At 67.7% G+C, this 17,561-nt stretch carries 15 protein-coding genes and 2 pseudogenes; 10 read left to right on the top strand and 7 right to left on the bottom strand.

Annotated features, from left to right (window positions below):
* The first annotated feature begins 129 nt into the window (after nucleotides 1–129).
* From ACFY01_RS04535 to ACFY01_RS04545, 3 genes and pseudogenes are all read left to right on the top strand, one after another.
* A complete protein-coding gene (locus ACFY01_RS04535; RefSeq protein WP_390734170.1) occupies nucleotides 130–2,037 on the top strand; it encodes a SpoIIE family protein phosphatase in 1,908 nt (635 codons plus the stop codon).
* Between the two features lie 714 nt (nucleotides 2,038–2,751).
* A complete protein-coding gene (locus tag ACFY01_RS04540; protein WP_390734171.1) occupies nucleotides 2,752–3,066 on the top strand; it encodes a hypothetical protein in 315 nt (104 codons plus the stop codon).
* A gap of 730 nt (nucleotides 3,067–3,796) precedes the next feature.
* Nucleotides 3,797–4,298: pseudogene (locus ACFY01_RS04545) on the top strand (GlxA family transcriptional regulator); the annotation flags it as partial.
* Between the two features lie 203 nt (nucleotides 4,299–4,501).
* Here ACFY01_RS04545 and ACFY01_RS04550 read toward each other — a convergent pair.
* Both ACFY01_RS04550 and ACFY01_RS04555 read right to left on the bottom strand, forming a co-directional pair.
* On the bottom strand, nucleotides 4,502–4,966 hold the full coding sequence (locus ACFY01_RS04550) for a MarR family winged helix-turn-helix transcriptional regulator (protein ID WP_390734172.1): 465 nt from the start codon (nucleotides 4,964–4,966) through the stop codon (nucleotides 4,502–4,504).
* A 163-nt stretch (nucleotides 4,967–5,129) separates the two neighbouring features.
* A complete protein-coding gene (locus ACFY01_RS04555) occupies nucleotides 5,130–6,356 on the bottom strand; it encodes an acyl-CoA dehydrogenase family protein (protein WP_390734173.1) in 1,227 nt (408 codons plus the stop codon).
* A 63-nt stretch (nucleotides 6,357–6,419) separates the two neighbouring features.
* Between ACFY01_RS04555 and ACFY01_RS04560 the strand changes: the two genes are divergently transcribed.
* From ACFY01_RS04560 to ACFY01_RS04575, 4 genes are all read left to right on the top strand, one after another.
* A complete protein-coding gene (locus ACFY01_RS04560; protein WP_390734174.1) occupies nucleotides 6,420–7,247 on the top strand; it encodes an SDR family oxidoreductase in 828 nt (275 codons plus the stop codon).
* Between the two features lie 473 nt (nucleotides 7,248–7,720).
* Nucleotides 7,721–9,208 (top strand): amidase, encoded by a 1,488-nt coding sequence (locus ACFY01_RS04565; RefSeq protein WP_390734175.1) that lies wholly within the window; start codon nucleotides 7,721–7,723, stop codon nucleotides 9,206–9,208.
* A gap of 39 nt (nucleotides 9,209–9,247) precedes the next feature.
* Nucleotides 9,248–9,487, top strand: a complete 240-nt coding sequence (locus ACFY01_RS04570; protein WP_390734176.1) for an AMP-binding protein — start codon at nucleotides 9,248–9,250, stop codon at nucleotides 9,485–9,487.
* Nucleotides 9,488–9,713: 226 nt separating this feature from the next.
* Nucleotides 9,714–9,887, top strand: a complete 174-nt coding sequence (locus tag ACFY01_RS04575; RefSeq protein ID WP_390734177.1) for an AMP-binding protein — start codon at nucleotides 9,714–9,716, stop codon at nucleotides 9,885–9,887.
* Here the strand turns inward: ACFY01_RS04575 and lpdA are convergent.
* Nucleotides 9,877–11,289 carry a dihydrolipoyl dehydrogenase gene (lpdA, locus tag ACFY01_RS04580; RefSeq protein WP_390734178.1) on the bottom strand — a complete coding sequence of 471 codons (1,413 nt, stop codon included), beginning with the start codon at nucleotides 11,287–11,289 and terminating at the stop codon, nucleotides 9,877–9,879. The genes ACFY01_RS04575 and lpdA overlap by 11 nt on opposite strands.
* Before the next feature lie 131 nt (nucleotides 11,290–11,420).
* On the bottom strand, nucleotides 11,421–12,659 hold the full coding sequence (locus tag ACFY01_RS04585; protein WP_390734179.1) for a saccharopine dehydrogenase NADP-binding domain-containing protein: 1,239 nt from the start codon (nucleotides 12,657–12,659) through the stop codon (nucleotides 11,421–11,423).
* A gap of 33 nt (nucleotides 12,660–12,692) precedes the next feature.
* Between ACFY01_RS04585 and ACFY01_RS04590 the strand changes: the two genes are divergently transcribed.
* Nucleotides 12,693–13,322: a TetR/AcrR family transcriptional regulator gene (locus ACFY01_RS04590; RefSeq protein ID WP_390734180.1), complete on the top strand. Its 630-nt coding sequence runs from the start codon at nucleotides 12,693–12,695 to the stop codon at nucleotides 13,320–13,322.
* A gap of 50 nt (nucleotides 13,323–13,372) precedes the next feature.
* Here ACFY01_RS04590 and ACFY01_RS04595 read toward each other — a convergent pair.
* Both ACFY01_RS04595 and ACFY01_RS04600 read right to left on the bottom strand, forming a co-directional pair.
* Nucleotides 13,373–14,433: pseudogene (locus ACFY01_RS04595) on the bottom strand (LLM class flavin-dependent oxidoreductase).
* Nucleotides 14,433–14,603 carry a hypothetical protein gene (locus tag ACFY01_RS04600; protein WP_390734181.1) on the bottom strand — a complete coding sequence of 57 codons (171 nt, stop codon included), beginning with the start codon at nucleotides 14,601–14,603 and terminating at the stop codon, nucleotides 14,433–14,435. The pseudogene ACFY01_RS04595 and the gene ACFY01_RS04600 overlap by 1 nt, the downstream one beginning before the upstream one ends.
* Nucleotides 14,604–14,743: 140 nt before the next feature.
* Here ACFY01_RS04600 and ACFY01_RS04605 point away from each other — a divergent pair, with 140 nt between their 5' ends.
* Nucleotides 14,744–15,640 (top strand): SDR family oxidoreductase, encoded by an 897-nt coding sequence (locus tag ACFY01_RS04605; protein ID WP_390734182.1) that lies wholly within the window; start codon nucleotides 14,744–14,746, stop codon nucleotides 15,638–15,640.
* Nucleotides 15,641–15,688: 48 nt separating this feature from the next.
* On the opposite strand, the gene ACFY01_RS04610 is transcribed toward ACFY01_RS04605, so the two are convergent.
* The gene (locus ACFY01_RS04610; RefSeq protein WP_390734183.1) at nucleotides 15,689–16,372 is read right to left on the bottom strand and encodes a TetR/AcrR family transcriptional regulator; all 684 of its coding nucleotides are present in this window, start codon (nucleotides 16,370–16,372) and stop codon (nucleotides 15,689–15,691) included.
* Between the two features lie 211 nt (nucleotides 16,373–16,583).
* Between ACFY01_RS04610 and ACFY01_RS04615 the strand changes: the two genes are divergently transcribed.
* Nucleotides 16,584–17,558 (top strand): enoyl-CoA hydratase/isomerase family protein, encoded by a 975-nt coding sequence (locus ACFY01_RS04615; protein ID WP_390734184.1) that lies wholly within the window; start codon nucleotides 16,584–16,586, stop codon nucleotides 17,556–17,558.
* The last annotated feature ends 3 nt before the right edge of the window (nucleotides 17,559–17,561 follow it).

Genomic DNA, 17,561 nt, shown 5'->3' on the forward strand with positions numbered 1-17,561 from the left:
GCAGCCCCACAATGAGAGTGTGAATGAGAGATGAGCCACGAAGCTTTCGGCGCCTCCGAAGGCGATCTCCGAAAGACAGGACGCCTTTGCCCCAAGGGCCCAGTCGGCAGACCGCACGTCTTCGACGGCGTGGCAGCCGCCGTGCTCGACGACCGGGGCGCGGTGCTGCGGTGGACCGGAACGGCCAGCGACCTGACCGGGTTCGCCGCCGAAGAGGTCTGCGGCCGCCCGGTGCAGGAGCTGGTGGCCGGACTCCCAGGCGAGCTGCGCAGCGTCGCGGATTGGCCGACCTCCGGCCAGGTACGGCTGCGGCGCCGGTCCGGCGACACCGTCGACGTCACCTTCCGGATCTCGGCAGTGGAAGCCGCCACGGAGTTCCTCGTCCTGGCGGCCCCTGCAGACGACGTGGCCGCCCACGAGCACGGCGCGGCGCTACTGCGCGCGCTGTCCTTGCAACACCGGATCACGATCGCTCTGCATGACACGGAACTGGCCACGTTGCAGACGAACGCGATACCGGACACTCCCGACGGCGGTCACGTACAGCCCGGCACTCGGCTGTACGACGTGCTGTGCGCCGAGGACGCCGAGGAGCTCGAGGCAGTGCTCCTGCATGTGCTCGAGACGGGGGCACCGGTGGTACGCAGGGAACAGCACGTAACCTGGCGGCACGATCCGGCGCGGCGGCGCGCCCTGTCGCTGTCCGCCTTCCGTCTGGAGGATGCCCGAGGACGCCCCACCGGGGTCGCGGCCCTATACATCGACCCGTTGCACGCCCGCGGTCTCACTCTCGGCGCCATATCGGTATGGCGCTGCGGCCGATCCGGCCAGTTCACCGAGGACGAGGCGGATCTCATGACGCAGATCGCCTCGCGGGGAGCACTCGCCATCGACAACGCCCGCCGCTACACCCGCGAGCACCGGGCGGCAGTAGCACTGCAGCAGCGGCTTCTTCCTCCGGCCACGACCGAAACCCCGGCAGCCCAGACCGCCGGCGTCTACCGGCCCGCAGGCGGCGGAGCGGAAATCAGCGGCGACTGGTACGACGCCATCGCTCTGCCCTCCCTGCGGCTGGCCCTTGTCGCCGGGGACGTGGTCGGCCACGGCATGGCCGCCAGCGCCACCATGGGCCGCCTGCGCGCCACCATCCAGACGCTCGCGGACATCGAACTCGAACCGGACGAGCTGCTCACCCGGATCGCGGATCTGGTCCAACGCCTCGCGGCCGAGGCCCCACCGGGCGACCACGACATCGTCGGCGCGACGTGCCTGTACGCGGTCTACGACCCCGTCACCCGCCGCTGCGCCATGGCCAGTGCCGGGCACCCGCCGTCCGTACTGGTGCGGCCCGATGGGACCACCGAGCCCATCGGGATCTCACCGGGGCCACCGCTCGCCCTCAGCGGCATGCCGTACGAAACCACGACCATCGACCTGGAACCGGCCAGTGTCCTCGCGCTCTACACCGACGGCCTGGTCGAACATGGTGAAGCCGGCAGCGACGAAGGACTCCGACGCCTGACGGACATGCTCGCCGCCATGTGCCGCCCGGACCGCGCCCTCGATGAAACCGGCCGGACCCTCCTCGCCGACCTGGTGGACGCCGAGCCGCGCGACGACGCCACGCTGCTGTTGGCACGCACGCACGCCGTGCCTGTGGAGGACATCGCTCACTGGGAGATCCCGGCGGATCCTGCCGCCGTGTCCAAGGCGAGGGGATGGACGGCCCGCCAACTCACCACGTGGGGGCTGGACGACCTGCTCTTCACCACCGAAGTCATCGTGAGCGAACTGGTCACCAACGCGATTCGCCACGGCCGTGCACCGGCGGAGCTGCGGCTGATCCGCCACAACGTTCTGGTCTGCGAGGTCACCGACTCCAGCAGCACCCAGCCTCGCATGCGCCGCACCCAGACCACGGACGAGGGAGGCCGGGGCCTGTTCCTCGTCGCCCAACTCGCCGGACGCTGGGGCTGCCGCCATGGCCTGAACCGCAAAACGATCTGGTCCGAGCAGTCCATCGAGCGCTCGTGCTGATGGAAGCCAGTTCGTAACTGTGAGGTCTTACGGCGGTGGATGACGCGGCGGGACTCCTACGCGTGTTGCTCTGGCACCGGGATGGTGATCGTGTGACTGCGCTCGACCTGAGCCGGCGAGGCGCTGACCTGTGAGTCTCCAGGCGGCTCGCCAACACTTCCCGCCATTCCAGGGCCTATGTCAGGGCGACGGAGTCGACCTCCGGCGCCGAGCTGGTCGACGCCGGGCCGTCGCGGCACATCTCGACACCTACAGCCAACAGCATCGCGCCGAACGTAGGGCCCTGAACTGGGGTGAAGACCAGGTGCCTGACGATTTGCTGTGGACATTGACGCAATCAGTCGTGGCCGTGTGAGCACCCCGAGCACATCGCTGTTTCACGCCCTCCTTGGTCGCTGAAGCCGTGCCGCAGAGGGCCCTGAGAACAGTCGGTGATCTTGGTGCCGACTATCCCCGGTTTGTGACAACTGAAATCTGTGGTCGCACGTGCAGTGTGACCGGGCTCGCTAGTTGGCACCAGCCCACGTTCGCGACCTGCACTGATGCCAAGTAGCTTCAGCGGCCGGAGCCGCAGAACAGCGAGATGGTTGGCACTTTGGTACAGCGCAGGTCATGAGGCGTGTGTCGCCATAGCGGGTACAGGGATCTTCGGCGGCGACAGCCTTGATGTGGACGCGGCAGCCACATCGCCGTGTCCCTGCGAGGCGAGAAGCTGTGCTGGACGGCAAGCCGTACCGTTCGCGTCAGCATGCGCAGCTTCGTGGACACCAGCCGTTGGACATGGTCGGGCAACCGACGTTCCAGCGCGGCGCCCGGGCCTTGGGCGTCACGGACGACGGTGAGGTTGAGGCGCCTCCGTCCGAACGCATCGCTGCCTACGTCGCCGCGCCTCATGACCGGTGGCGCGACCTCACCGAGGACGAGGAAAAGACCTCGCCCTGGTCAAGCGGTCCTCTGATCGGCAATACAAGTGGCCAGGTCATCTACTTCGGGATGAGCTGGAGCATGGCCGAGGAAGCGTCGACGTAGGCGCCAGACCTGGCGAACTCGATGGGGCTGGTCTGTTTCGAGGTGCAGCAGAACCGGCTCAGGCCCTGAACTGGGCGACCAGTCGACGGTAGCCCTTGAGGGCGGAGGCGATACCAACGAAGACGAGAAAGCGTTCGGCCGTGCGCTCGTAGCGGCGGTGGAGGCACCGGCAGCCAGCCAGGACACCGTTCTCTCGACCACCCAGCGGTGCCGACCGAGCCGATTTCCGGATCATTTTGGCAGAAATGGGACGATTCAGCGCCGTCTGCGCTCTCTCTTGCTTGCTCGCATGTTCACGGCGTCGATGGCGTGCCGCGACCAGTCCAGGTCACCCTGGCGTCCAGTCGCGTCACGGAGTAGTTGACGCAGTTCCGCCCACACATGAGCTTCGGACCACTCGATGAACCTCTGGAGAGCAGTTCTGCCCGAGAGCCCGCACCTCGAAGGGGGTTGTCGGGATCCGGCCAGGGAACAGCGCGTCCCAGACCTCTGCACGGGACCCCCGAGTGGCCGGGCCTACCATGTGGGCCTTGGTCCCGGATGTCGCACGGACAGCGGCGCCAGGGCACCGTTCGAGCAGGACGGGAGCCCCGAGCCAGTGGTCGCCGTGGCCGTGCGTGACATAGATCTCCGTGAGGCCCGGCTCCGGTCTTCTCCACCCAGGCGAGCACTCGCGGGTGGTGTCGGTGGTGAAGGGTGGGGCGACGAGGACGGCGTCGTGCTCGCCGTAGTCTGCCTGGACATCATCCGCAAGGACCACGGCAGCGAAGTCGCCAACCAGGTGGCCCGCATGTGCGTCGCCCCCCGTGGCGCGACGGCGGGCAGGCACAGTACGGCACCCGGTGCCGGAAACCAAGGCCAGAGGGACGGCCACCGTGCGTCATTGGGCGCTGGAGAACCTCCACGCGCCGATGACCCTGGCGGACCTCGCCGAGCGCTCCCACATGAGCCTGCGCGCCTTCGCCCGCCGTTTCACCGAAGAGGTAGGCATGAGCCCGGGACGGTGGCTGATCCAACAGCGCGTCGAGCGCGCACGGCACCTCCTGGAAACCACTGACCTCCCGGTGGACGAGATCGCCGGCCAGGTCGGCTTCGCCGGCGGCACGTCACTACGAGAACACCTGCACGCCGCCATCGGCGTCTCCCCACTTGCCTACCGGCGCACTTTTCGTGGAGCCCGGTCGCCCAACCCTCCGAGCACCACCACACAGACCTCTCGGCGAACGCGGTGACGAACCTGCCGGGAACGTGCACCTCGATCACGGTCAGCGACTCGGGTGCTGCCCCATGCTCGACCCAATTGACGCATGGCCTATGCGCACCCTGCCCACCACAATGAAGCCGCCGAAGACCGCCGGAGGGCATACGGCCCAGCAAGCCGACTTCGCCAGAACCGGGGCATAGCGCTATGCTCCGGGGCGATCCCCTAGAGCTGTTAAGCCCGTTTCCCACCGTTCTGCTCCCGGACGGTGTCGAACAGGGAGGTCAGAGCGGGACTTCCCGCGAGACTGTCCAGCAGGACGTGAAGCGACTGTCGTTCCGTGGCGCCCAGGTCTGCGAGGATTTCACCGTCGAGATCGACGAGTGTGCGGTTGAGGCCAGCCAGGACCTTGCGCCCTTCGGCGGTGATGTCCACGGCGTAGCGGCGACGATCCTGCGGATCTCGTGTCCGCTCCGCGTATCCGGCGCGCTCCAGGTCGTCGAGACTCGTCACCATCGTCGCGGGGTCGATGCGCAGGAACGAGCCAAGTGCCAGTTGCGGCATGGCACCGTTGTCCGCCAAAGCCTGCAGGACGCTGTAATGCCGCACTCGCAGGCCGGTCCCGCCGATGCCGTCCTCGGCGATCCTGAACGCCACCTGCCCGAGTTTGACCAGCAGGCAGATGGTGTGTTCGGCCACTGTCCCCGGTACCAGCGGAGCCTCGGACATCGTTTATCCCGCCCATGGTTAGTCGTACGTATGGTCCTGTCCATCGTACGAGAAGGCCCGAGGCGCCAGGACCGCTGCAGGCCGGCGGGATTCCCCACCGTCCGCCGGCTTACGGGCGGTGCATCCTGGGTGGTCAGCCGACGATGGCCCGACCGAAGATCTGCCGGGCTATGACCCACTTCTGGATCTCGTTGGTGCCCTCATAGATCTCGCCGATCTTGCTGTCCCGGTAGATCGCCTCGACGGGGCCGGAGCTGCCGTCGGCACCCAGTTCGCGCGCGAAGCCGAGGCCTCCGAAGGCCTGGACGGCGTCGCGCGCCATGTCCACCGACAGCTTGGTGGCGTAGTACTTCGCCATCGCGGCCTCGGGCTCCGGGGACGGGTTGCCCGCGTCCAGGCGCAGGGCGGCCTTGGTGTAGAGGGTGCGGGCGTTCTCGATCTCGGTGGCCCGTTCGGCGAGGAGGAACTGCCAGTGCTGGTTGGCGGCCACCGGCTTGCCGAAGGCGTGTCGCGTCGACAGGTGGGCCACGGTGTGGTCGAAGGCGGCCTGCGCCATGCCGACCCCGGCAGCCGCGATGCCGATCCGGCCGTAGGTCAGAGTGGACAGCGCGTGGCGCAGTCCGTGTCCCTCGGCGCCACCGAGGAGGTCGTCGTCGGTCAGGTGCACATCCGTGAAGCGGATGTCTGCGGTGAGCTGGCCGCGGTTGCCCATCTTGCGGTCGGGAAGGCCGACTTCCACTCCGGGAAGTGCCGTGTCGACGATGAACATGCTCAGCCGGGTGCCGGTGCGGGCGAGAACCACCACGAACCCGGCGACGGGCGAGTTGGAGATCCACCGCTTGTGGCCGTTCAGCACCCAGCCGGCCTCGGTGCGTATCGCCTCGGTCTGAACCGCCTGCGGGGACAGGTCACTTGAGGCGTTGGGCTCGGTGGTGGCGAACGCGCCGACCACTGAGCCCTCCGCGACCTTTCGCAGCCATCGCTGCTGCTGCTCCTCGGTGCCCTGCCGCAGGGCGTTGCCCGCCAGGATGCAGTGCACGTCGAAGACGGCCGCGACGCTGCTGGAGTAGTAGGCCAGTTCCTCGATGGCCGCGGCGGTGGCGCTCGCCGGGTGGGTCAGACCGTCGCCGCCGACCTCGCTGGGGAAGGGGATCCGGAAGACGCCCGCCGACGCAAGCCCGTCAAACACATGCCGGGGAAAGCCGTCCGTGCGCTCGTCGCCCCCCGCGATCGCCACGGCGTGCGGAGCCACTTCGTGCTCTGCGATCCGGCGCACGGCAGCGCGAACGGACTGTGTCTCTTTGGGGGCGAGGAGCTCGTGGTAGAGCCGGTCGATCTGGCGTGTGGGAGTGGAAGTCATACGGGGAAGATACCATTAGCATCACGTATCATTAGCTCGGCAATCTATTTTGAAGGTTCGACCATGACACAGACGCTGGCCGACAAGACCATCCTGATGTCGGGAGGCAGCCGCGGCATCGGACTCGCCATCGCTCTGCGCGCGGCCCGCGACGGTGCGAACGTGGTGATGCTCGCCAAGACCGCCGTGCCGCATCCGAAGCTCGAAGGCACGGTCCACACCGCCGTTGACGAGATTGAGCGCGCGGGCGGCAAGGGGCTGGCCGTCGTCGGTGACGTCCGCGACGAGGACAATGTGCGCACCGCTGTCGACGCGGCGGTCAGCGCCTTCGGTGGCATCGACATCGTGGTGAACAACGCCAGCGCGATCGACCTGTCGTCGTCGGAGCAGCTGGAGATGAAGCGGTACGACCTGATGCAGGACATCAACACGCGCGGCACGTTCCTGCTGAGCAAGGCTGCCATCCCGCACCTGCGCAAGGCGGGCAACCCACACATCCTCACGCTCTCCCCGCCGTTGAACCTCGCGCCGCACTGGGTGGGGAAGCATCTCGGTTACACCCTGTCGAAGTACGGCATGAGTCTGTGCACCATCGGGCTCGCCGAGGAGCTCGCCGCCGACGGCATCGCCGCCAACTCGTTGTGGCCGCGGACCCTGATCGACACGGCTGCCGTGCGCAACGTGGTCGGCGGCGCCGGACAAGCCCGTAGTCCGCGGATCATGGCTGACGCCGCGTACGCCATCCTCACGCGTGACGCGCGGAAGTGCACCGCCAACCTGTTCATCGACGACGAGGTCCTGTCGGACGAGGGCGTCACCGACCTGTCCGTCTACAGCCCTGCCGACTTCGAAGGTGATCTCGCGCTCGACATATTCGTCGATCCGGCCTGATCCCACACTGCTCAGTAGATGAACGCGAGGGCGTTCTCGATGCCCTTCTCGAGGACCTCATCGGCGAGCTTCGAGTCGAAGGCGGCGCGGGACAGCTGCAGCGACCCAGGCCTTCGCAGCGGCCGACCTAGTCGAGCAGGGCGGCGGAGGGACATCCGACGCCGCGCTGGTCCCGGTGCTCGGGCGACAGATAGCCGCGAACGAGATCCTCGAGTCCCGGGCAGCCGGGCAGCCGGGCAGCCGGGCAGCCGGGCAGCAGAGTGCCCTACCGCGCCGCCTGCGTCGTAGCTCCTCCGCGACGGCGTTGACGACGAGGTCGTCCTTTGATCCCACAGGATCCTCTGACGCCCCAGAATCCTCCGTTCATTCCGCAGGGCCATTGCCTTGCACGTCATCCCGAGCCTATAGTATGTCAAATGTAATATTATGACTCACATTTGATGGCGCCGTCAGAGTCAGAGATGAGGCATGCCGTGAGTGACGTCCCCTTCCAGCCCGCAGTGGAGCAGTCACGTGCGCTGGCCGCGGGTGAGATCTCGAGCCGGGAACTCGTCGAGCTCTATCTTGAGCGGATCGCCACCCATAACACCGCGTTGAACGCGGTGGTGACCCTTGACCCCGAGCGGGCCCGTCGCGAGGCCGGGGAAGCGGACGCCGCGCGGGCTGCCGGGCGAGACCTCGGTCCTCTGCACGGTGTGCCGATCACGGTCAAGGACAGCTTCGAGACAGCCGGGATGCGCACCGTCTGCGGGCGAACAGACCTCAAGGACTACGTGCCCGACCAGGACGCCGAGGCGGTCAAGCGGCTGCGTTCGGCCGGTGCCGTGATCATGGGGAAGAGCAACATGCCTCCGGGCAACCAGGACGTCCAGGCCGACAACCCGGTGTTCGGTCCTTCATCGAACCCGTGGGACACGACCCGCACCTCGGGCGGATCCGCCGGGGGCGGCGCCGTCGCCACCGCCGCGGGCCTCACGGCGTTCGACTTCGGCTCGGAAATCGGCGGATCGACCAGGATCCCGTCCCACTTCAACGGCCTGTACGGGCACAAGTCGACCTGGCGGTCGATACCCCTCATCGGGCATGTGCCCTATGGCCCGGGCCCGGGACGATGGACCGAGGCCGACATGGGCTGCGGCGGCGCGCAGGTCCGCGACGCCCGTGACCTCGTCCCGATCCTGCGGGCAACGGTCGGGTCCGCCGACTACGACGCCGGTTTCAGCTACACACTCGCACCACCGCGCGCAACCAAGCTCGCCGACTTCCGGGTCGCCGTCTGGGGTGAGGATCCCGCGTGTCCGGTCGACAGCGACGTCGCGGCAGCCGTGGACGATGCAGTCACTGTGCTGCGGGCGGCCGGCGCGAAGATCACGGTCCAGCCCGCCAGCCTCCCTGTCGACATCGCGACGAATCACAGGAAGGCCTTCCAGCCCCTGCTCTTCGGCGCGGGCGACCGCACCGGCCTCGCTCCTGCCTCCAGCGCCGCAGTGCTGGCCCGGTTCGTCCAGCACCCGCGGGGTGACGCCGGTCCCGCCCTGCTCGGAACCTTCCAGTCCCACTATCACTGGCTGCAGGCCCACATGGTGCGCAATGAGATCCGGCAGCGATGGTTCGAGTTCTTCCAGGACTTCGACATCGTGCTCATGCCGGTCACCCCGACGGCCGCCCCCGCCCACCACAACAAGCTGATCGACTGGTTCGGGCGGCCATTCGAAGTCGAAGGTGTGCGACGCCCTTACTGGGACCAGGTCAAGTGGAGCGCCGTCGCCAACGTCTCCGGGGGGCCGGCGACAACCATCCCGGTGCGCCGAGGCAGGAGCGGACTGCCCATCGGTCTGCAGGCCATGGGCCCGAGCGGGGGCGATCTCACCACCATCGAGTTCGCCGCCCTGCTGGGCCGGGAAGTGGACGGCTTCGTGCCGCCTCCGGCCTTCGTCCAGACCCTCACCACTGGACCCTGACCACCCGCCCGAAGACCCCGAAGAACGACGATGCACAGCTTGAGCCGCAACGCGTCACGACTGCTGACGGATTCCGCGTCCCGCTACCCGGAACGCACCGCGATCGTCTTCGGCGACGACCGCATCACGTACGAGGCCCTCGACGCCGCGGCCAACCGGGAGGCGAACCTGCTCGTCTCGCGCGGGATCCAGCCCGGGGACAAGGTCGCGCTGTCCTGCCCCGATTCTCCAGCATCTACTTCGGCATCCTCAAGGCCGGCGCCGCGGTCGTGCCGCTGAACGTGCTGTTGCAGGGCCGCGAGGTCGCCTACCACCTCACCGACTCCGACGCGAAGGGCGTACTTCGCCTTCGAGGGCACCCCGGAGCTGCCGATCGGGAAGACCGACTGGAAGATTCCGGGAGAGAGCGGACTGCACCGAGTCCTTCCTGATCGAGAGCGGCGGCGCGCCGTGGTCCGGGGACGAGACGCCGGAGTTCTCCACCTCGGTCGTAGCCGAGCAGCCCGTGACGTTCCGGACGGTCGAACGCGACGAAGACCACACAGCGGTGGTCCTCTACATGTCCGGCACCACCGGCCGCCCCAAGGGCGCGGAGCTGCGTCACCGCAACGTGTATGACAACGCGCTCGCCGGCATCGACCTGTTCCTTTCGAGGGGGCAGCGCCCTGCTACATGTTGATCATGTGGCCCGCGAGGCCGTGGACGGCTTCCTTGACCGCCTCGCCGAGGGTGGGGTGGGCGTGGACGTTGCGGGCGACCTCATGGACGGTGAGGTCCCACTGCTGGGCCAGCGTCAGTTCGGGGAGCAGCTCGGTGACGTCCGGGCCGATGAGGTGAGCGCCTATGAGCTCGCCGTACTTGGCGTCACTGATGAGCTTCACGAAGCCGGTCGCATCACCCAGGCCATGAGCCTTGGCGTTCGCGGTGAACGGGAACCGGGCCACCTGGACGTCGAAACCCTGCTCCCTCGCCTGTTCCTCGGTGTAGCCGAAGCTGGCGATCTGCGGCTGGCAGAAGGTGGTGCGCGGGATCATGACGTAGTCCAGCTCCATGGTCTCCGCGCCTGAGAGCGTCTCAGCGGCGACCACTCCCATCGCCTCAGCGGCGTGCGCGAGCATGAGCTTCGCGGTGACGTCACCGATGGCGTAGATGTGCGGAACGGACGTACGGCAGCGCTCGTCCACATCGATGGCGCCGCGCTCCGTGACCTTGACGCCGGTGTTCTCCAGGCCGTACCCGGTCACGTTCGGGGCGAAGCCGATCGCTTGGAGGACCTTGTCCGCCTCCAGGACCTGGCGGGCACCGTCCTTTCCGGTGACCGTGACGCGGACCTGCTGCCCGGTATCATCGATCGACTCGACACGGGTCGAGGTGAGTACGTCGATGCCCAACTTTCGGTACTGCTTGGCGAGTACGGCGGAAACCTCGGCGTCCTCGAGGGGAGCGACTCGGTCCAGGAACTCCACGATCGTGACCTGCACACCGTAGTTGTGCAGGACGTACGCGAACTCGATGCCGATGGCGCCGGCACCCGCGATGACGATCGACTGCGGGAGGTCCTCCGCGAGGATCTGCTCCTCGTACGTCACCACGCGCGCGCTGCGCTTGGTGCCGGGTAGCAGCTTCGGGGTGGCGCCCGTGGCGATGATGCAGTGGTCGAAGCCTATGGTGCGGGAATTGCCGTCGTGGTCGGCGACCACAAGCGTGTGCGGGTCGAGGAACGTACCGCGGCCGGCGACTTCCGTGATCTTGTTCTTCTTCATCAGGTAATGGACGCCCTTGACCCGGCCGTCCGCGACCTTCCGACTACGGCGGAATGCCTCCCCGTAGTCGAAGGAGACCTCACCGTCGACCTTGATGCCGAAGGTCTTCGCCTCGCGCGTGAAGACGTGCGCCAGTTCGGCGTTGCGCAGCAGGGCCTTGGTGGGGATGCAGCCCACGTTCAGGCAGACGCCGCCCCAGTACCTCTCCTCGACGACCGCTACGCGCTTGCCCAGTTGGGCGGCCCTGATGGCGGCCACGTACCCACCTGGGCCCGCGCCGAGTACGACGACGTCGAAGTGCTCACCCTGCTCGTCCATGGACCTTTCCTTTCCACTGGGACGGTCGACTCCACGTCAGTGGCCGACTCGCTCCCGATCGCACAACCTGTTCATCAACTCAGTCGCTGTGGTTCAACGCCCCGGTGCCGTGATCCATGCCCACGCAGCGATCACCGACGGGACAACGCCCCGTCGACTTCGTGTACTCCCGCCTCGGCGGCACCGAGCCTGAGGGTGTCGAGCCCGAAGGCCGCGACCGGACCGTGCACACCGGGCTTGAGGACGGCATCCGGCGCCGCCGCATGGACTGCGCCCCACGCCAGGAGGGAGCCCGTCATCTCGTAGGGATCAGGTCCGGTGAGGGCCGTCGTGGCCAGGGGACGCCCCTGGCCGTCGCGGGCGACCGCGATCACCAGGGAACGGCCGTCGGTGTCCGGCTCACGATGTGCTCCCGGGAGACTCCCGGACCACCGCGTCAAAGCAGCCCGCACCTTCGCCGACCTCAGCAAGGGCGCCTGGAGCATGGCGGCGATCTGTACCGGACGCGTCCACCGCCCGAGCCAGCCCATCCCCACCTCGACGCTCTCCAACTGAGGGAAGACCTCGGGCAGGCCGAGATGCTCCGTGCCCGGGACGGTCGTGGCCGGGCGTCGCACACCGGCGTAGCGGAAGGTGAGGAAACGCTTGGCGGCCCGCTCGTCGACCAGTCGGGAAGGGGCTCCAGGGCGTGGGGAGCGGTAGGCGAACCCGTCCTCGGCCGCCGCGGCGACCAGCGTCTGGCGCGTGCCACCCGTGGTCAGGTCCCAGGAGTCGCGCAGGGTGCTCCGGTAATGCAGCTCACTCCCGCGTCCCGAACGGGTGATGAAGTAGCCGATCTCGACATGGCATGCGCGCTCGCCCGCCCGTTCCAGGGCCAGGGCGCCGGCGAGATTGCCGGGCACGTAGTCGTAGCCGAACGCGGGCACGAGAGTCGCTCCCCGGGCGACCGCGACGGAGTCCAGCTCAAGGAGGACCCGGCGGGCGAAGGGGCCCTCCCCCGTGGAGTCGAAGTAGCGCGCTCCCGCCCGCGCGGCAGCCGTGACCGTGGCCATGCCCAGCTGCATGAACGGCCCGACCGTGGAGACGACCACATCGCTGGGGCCCAGAAGGCGCGTGAGATGGGTGGAAGAGGTGAGGTCCACTTCTGCCACCGGCAGTGCCGCCTCGAAGCGTTCGGCCAGGGTCAGCATCTTCGTTCGGCTTCGCCCGACCAAGGTCGGCTTCTCACCTCGTGCGAGCAGTTCCCTGAGAACTCGCCGCCCCGTGTACCCCGTCGCACCCAGCAACAAGATTCTGCGCTTTCCCACGGCTACGTCTGCCTTCCAGAGGGCACTGTCACGACGACCACTGACCGACCACGAGTCATTCACTGACTTCAGGTCATTGAATATACGATGGTCAACATGAGAGGGCCAAACCGACGACAGCTATATGCGGAGCAGACCCGGGCGGACCTGGTGGCGGCCGCGCGCACACTCTTCGTCGACAACGGGTTCGCGGACACGTCGGTCGAGGCCATCACCGCGGCGGCGCAAGTGAGCAAGGGCACCTTCTACCACCACTTCTCGGACAAGAAGGCGATGTTCGCCGAGCTCTACACGGAGCTGCTCCAGCGGGTCGGAGCGCTCGCCGACGCGGCGTCCGAGGCGATCCGTGCGACACCGGGCGAGCCTGCCTTGACCGCCGTGTCGAACCTCACGCACGCCTTCTTGCGGCGGACCATCGACGATCCCCTTCATCGAGAGCTGATGGCCCAGGCGCCCTCAGTGCTGGTGGAGCAGTACCGGCACATCAACGACACGGTGGCCCAGCCGCCGATCGAACGGCTCTTGACCGTCCTGGCCGAACGCGGTGACGTGGAACCGGACGTTCCGGTCGCCACCGTCGCCCGGGTGCTGTTGGCCGTCCTGTGCGAGGGCAACCAGATCATCGCCGCCGCGGCGGACCGGGAGGACGCCCTGGCCAGGACGTTCCACACGATCACCCTGCTGATGTCGGGCCTGGCGGCGGACGGCGTCAGCGCGCAAGGTTGACGTCGACCAACGCCTGCAACAGCACTCCTCGACCGCACCCGGCCGTGCCGCTACCGTGCCGCCTCGTCCTCGATGTCACGGACCAGGTCGATGGCCCGGCCGAGAGTGGTGAGCCGAGCGTCGAGGGTCTCTCCGGCCGGACAAAAACGTACGGTGTCCACACCGGCGTCGCGCCACACACGCAGCCGCTGGCGCACCATGGACTCGGTTCCGATCAGAGTGGTCGCCAGGACCATTTCGTCGGTGACCAAGCCGGCCGCGCCGTACCGGTCCCCAGCCTGCCAACGTGTCCGGACTTCGGCCGCCACCTCGGCCCAACCCTGGCGGCTGTAGGCGTTGTTGTAGTAGTTCGTGGTCGCGGAACCCATGCCGCCGAGGCTGAAGGCCAGTTCCTTCTTGCGTCCGGCCACCATCGCGCGCAGCGCGTCCTCGTCGTCCGCGAAGGCGACCTCGGCACCTTGGCAGATGTCGAGGTCGGCACGGGCGCGACCGGCGGTGGCCAGGCCCTGGTCCAGGTGGTCGAAGTACGCCTCCTTGGCGCCCTCGGGCACGAAACTGGTGCCCAGCCACCCATCGGCGATCTCACCGGTCAGGTGCAGCATCTTCGGCGAGAGAGTGGCGAGGTAGACCGGAATGTCATGCTCGGCACACATCGACAGACGCATGGGCTTCGCCTCCGCGCCCGGCAGTGGAATCCGGAACTCCTGTCCTGAGCAGGAGACTTTGCCGCCCGCGGCGGCCTCCCGCACGATCTCGACGGTCTCCCGCATCCGCACCAGCGGCCGGGCGAAGGGCACGCCGTGCAGTCCCTCGATCACCTGCGGCCCGGAGGGGCCCAGTCCGAGAAGGAAGCGCCCCTGGAAGATCTGCGACAGTGTGATCGCGGCGCGGGCGATGGCCATCGGCGTGCGGGTGCCGAGTTGGATGATTCCGGATCCGAGGAGCATGCGCTCGGTCTTCGCCGCGAGGTAGCCCAACGGCGAGGGGGCCTCGGAGCCCACGCCTCCGCCACCCAGCAGATGTCGAGACCGAGCTTCTCCGCCTCGGTGACATAGGCGACGATCTCCCGCCAGTCACTCCCGGAAGCTTCGATCGTGATGGAAGTACGCATCAGAGCCTCGCCTCGCCCGCGGGCTCGGCCCTCTCGGCCAGCTTCTTGATCTCTTCGAGGGTGATGGTCATGTTGGCCTCGAACTCCCGCATGCGCACGAAGACGATCTTCTGCTTCTTCTCCGGCATGCGATCGATGGCGAAGGAGAGGCCCGAACGGGCCGGCCCCATCTGCATCCTTTCGCTCAGCAGAGTGCCACTGCCCTGCGGCTCCGACGTGAACCGCCAGATCGCCGTTGGGTTCTGCGAGCGACGACAGTTCATACACGCGACATCTTGCGCTCATTAAATAACGAAGTTATGTTGCCGCCATGAAACGTGACTTGCTGGGCAGAAAGCTGGTTGTCACCGGAGCGGCGCGCGGCATCGGCGAGAAGGTGGCCCGCCTGGCCATCGCCCGAGGCGCTCAGGTGACCTTGATCGGACTGGAGCCCGATCGGCTCCGTGACCTCGCCGGCGATCTGGGCCCCGCCGCTTTCTGGCGTGAGGCCGATGTGCGCGACGGCGCCGTCCTGCGGTCAGCGATCGACGAGGCTGCGAGGGTCATGGGCGGCATCGATCTCGTCGTCGCCAATGCCGGCGTCGTGGCGTACGGGACCGTGCGACAGACGGACGAGGCGTCGTTCGAGCGGGTCCTGGACATCAATCTGAACGGTGTCTTCCGGACCCTCAAGTACGTGACGCCCCATCTGGAGCGCAGCGGGGGACACGTGCTGGTTGTGGCGTCCGCGCTGTCCTTCATGCCGCTGGCGGCGATGGCCTCCTATGGCGCCAGCAAGGCCGCGGCCGAGCTGCTCGCCCTGACCTATCGCCAGGAGGTGGCGCACCTGGGCGTCACGGTCGGCCTGGTGCACCCCTCCTGGATCGACACGGATCTCGTCCGGGGGGCCGAGGCGGACCTCCCCTCGTTCCAGGGCCTGCGCAACCGGCTTCCCTACCCGGGCAATGTCACCACGAGTGCCGACCGTGCGGCTGCCGCGATCGTCGACGGGCTCGTGCGCCGCCGCAGCCGCGTGTACGTCCCGCGCGCGGTCGTCGTAGCCAACTGGGCCAAGGCAGCGCTGAATTCGCCACTGGCCTGGCCATGGACAAGGCGCTTCGCGGCCCGTGCCGTTCCGTCCCTCGAACGGGAGGTCACGGCGCTGGGGAGGCATGACCAGCTCACGCCGGGCACCGGTACCTCTGCCGCGGAGACCAAGTCGCCCTAGCCGCACACGGGCAGTCCCGCGCGGGACGGCGACCTGCCCTACCGACTTTCACCGACCTTGAACGATCGAGTCGTAAAGGCGCGCGCCCGCCTCGTGCGAGGCTTCGGCCCGTTCCCGCTCGTCGCCCAGACCGACAGAGAAGTTCACGCCCATCGGCAGCAGCACCTGCTTCACGGGGTCCTCGAACTCGCCGAAGTGCTCGGCCAGCTCAAGGGTGATGTACCCGTGGACCAGACTCCACAACTGGGCGGCTATGACTTCAGGTTCCTGCCGCTCGGCCCTGCCCGAGTCCACGAGCCGTCGACATGCCGCGGTGATATGGACGTGGGCATCCCTGAAGGCCGGCGAATGTCCGCTCAAGCGAAGGTCCGCGTCCGACAGCGGCCGGTACGTCGCACGAGTGGACAGGCCGAACATCAGGTCGTACAGGTGGGGGTTCTCGTGGGCCACTCGGCGGCAGGTCAAAGCCATGGCGAAGAGATCCGCGATCGGATCATCCGTCACCGGCACCTGGGCGAACGCCACGCCGAGCTCCCTGAAGCCGTGGTCGGCTACGGCGCGCATCAGCTCGGGGATCCCACCGAAGTGGCCGTAGACGACCATCGTCGACAGCCCGCTCGCGGACGCCACCGTACGCGCCTTGATGGCCGATGGCCCCTGTTCGGCCAACAGACCGACAGCGGCTCGCACCAGCCGCTCCGGTGCGTCATCGAGCTTCGGCCGCCCTGCCATGCCTCTCGCGCCTCCACCATTGACACTCTTGAAATAACTTGGTTATGTAACTCGTCACGGCAATAGTACACATTCCGAGCGACGTGCCGTTTCGGACACTGGCGCGCCTCCCCGGACGGGCTTTCACGCACTGTCCCAGATTCCTGGCGCCGGCAGCCCCTCCCTCACTCGCTTTGCACTCCCCCATGAACTCAGCACGGGAGCAGAATCCATGCCATACAAAGACAAGGGTCATCTGGAGATCGAGGACCGCGGAGCCGTCCTTGTCGTCCGGGTCGACGGCGGCCCGCACCAGTTGTTCGGCCTCGACATCGCCCAGCAGCTGGACAAGCTGGTGAACCGGGTCGACCGCGATCCGAGCATCCGTGCCGTCGTCTTCACCGGGGCACATCCCGAGCGGTTCGTCAGCCATGCCGCGGTCCGGTGGCTGCAGGAAGAGGGAGCCGCGAGCCCGACGGTCGGACGACGCGGTGCCGCCGCCGTCGTACGCATGGCCAAGCACGTGGACCGGTCCCGTCTCCTCGGGGCCGTGATGCGCAGGACCCCGATGCGCGGGGCCCTCCAGCTGGAGCGTCTGCACACGACCTTCCTCCGGATGAACGCCAGCGGTGTCCTCTTCGTCGCCGCCCTCAACGGTTCGGCTCTCGGCCTCGGCGCCGAGTTCGCCTGGGCCTGCGATCTGCGGGTCATGGCCGACGGGGACTTCTTCATCGGCCAGCCCGAAATCCTCCTCGGCATCATCCCGGGCGGAGGTGGCACCCAGCGGCTGACCCGCCTGATCGGCACCCACCGGTCCCTGGCCGCGATCCTCGAAGGCAAGCCCTTCACGCCCGCGGAGGCTCTCTCCAACGGGGCGGTCGACAAGGTCGTACCCCAGGACAAGGTCGTCGCGCAGGCGGTCGAACTCGCGGAGCACTTCGGCCGGCGGTCGAAGGGGTCGGTCGCGGCCGCCAAAAGGTCGGTGTACTTCGGCGGCTCAATGTCGCTGGAGGACGGACTCCACGTCGAACGCGCCGAGTTCTTCACCAGAGTCATGTCGAAGGACGGTCAGGAACTGATGCTCGACTACATGAAGACGACGGACGCCACCGGCGAGCTCCCGCTCTACAACCCGGACACCTACGCCCAGGCGCTCGCCTCGGGCAGCGTGCCCGGGCACCGCTCGACGAAGACGACGCGGCGGTGAGCC

Origin of the sequence: Streptomyces sp. NPDC001480, from assembly GCF_042894725.1 — a bacterium.
Taxonomy (GTDB): domain Bacteria; phylum Actinomycetota; class Actinomycetes; order Streptomycetales; family Streptomycetaceae; genus Streptomyces.

Excerpts from the sequence above, each read along its gene's own strand:
- ACFY01_RS04600 (WP_390734181.1), bottom strand. The coding sequence starts at position 14,603 with ATGGGGCCGGCCCGTTCGGGCCTCTCCTTCGCCATCGATCGCATGCCG.
- ACFY01_RS04555 (WP_390734173.1), bottom strand. The coding sequence starts at position 6,356 with ATGACTTCCACTCCCACACGCCAGATCGACCGGCTCTACCACGAGCTC.
- ACFY01_RS04605 (WP_390734182.1), top strand. The coding sequence starts at position 14,744 with ATGAAACGTGACTTGCTGGGCAGAAAGCTGGTTGTCACCGGAGCGGCG.
- ACFY01_RS04560 (WP_390734174.1), top strand. The coding sequence starts at position 6,420 with ATGACACAGACGCTGGCCGACAAGACCATCCTGATGTCGGGAGGCAGC.
- ACFY01_RS04590 (WP_390734180.1), top strand. The coding sequence starts at position 12,693 with ATGAGAGGGCCAAACCGACGACAGCTATATGCGGAGCAGACCCGGGCG.
- ACFY01_RS04615 (WP_390734184.1), top strand. The coding sequence starts at position 16,584 with ATGCCATACAAAGACAAGGGTCATCTGGAGATCGAGGACCGCGGAGCC.
- ACFY01_RS04610 (WP_390734183.1), bottom strand. The coding sequence starts at position 16,372 with ATGGCAGGGCGGCCGAAGCTCGATGACGCACCGGAGCGGCTGGTGCGA.
- lpdA (WP_390734178.1), bottom strand. The coding sequence starts at position 11,289 with ATGGACGAGCAGGGTGAGCACTTCGACGTCGTCGTACTCGGCGCGGGC.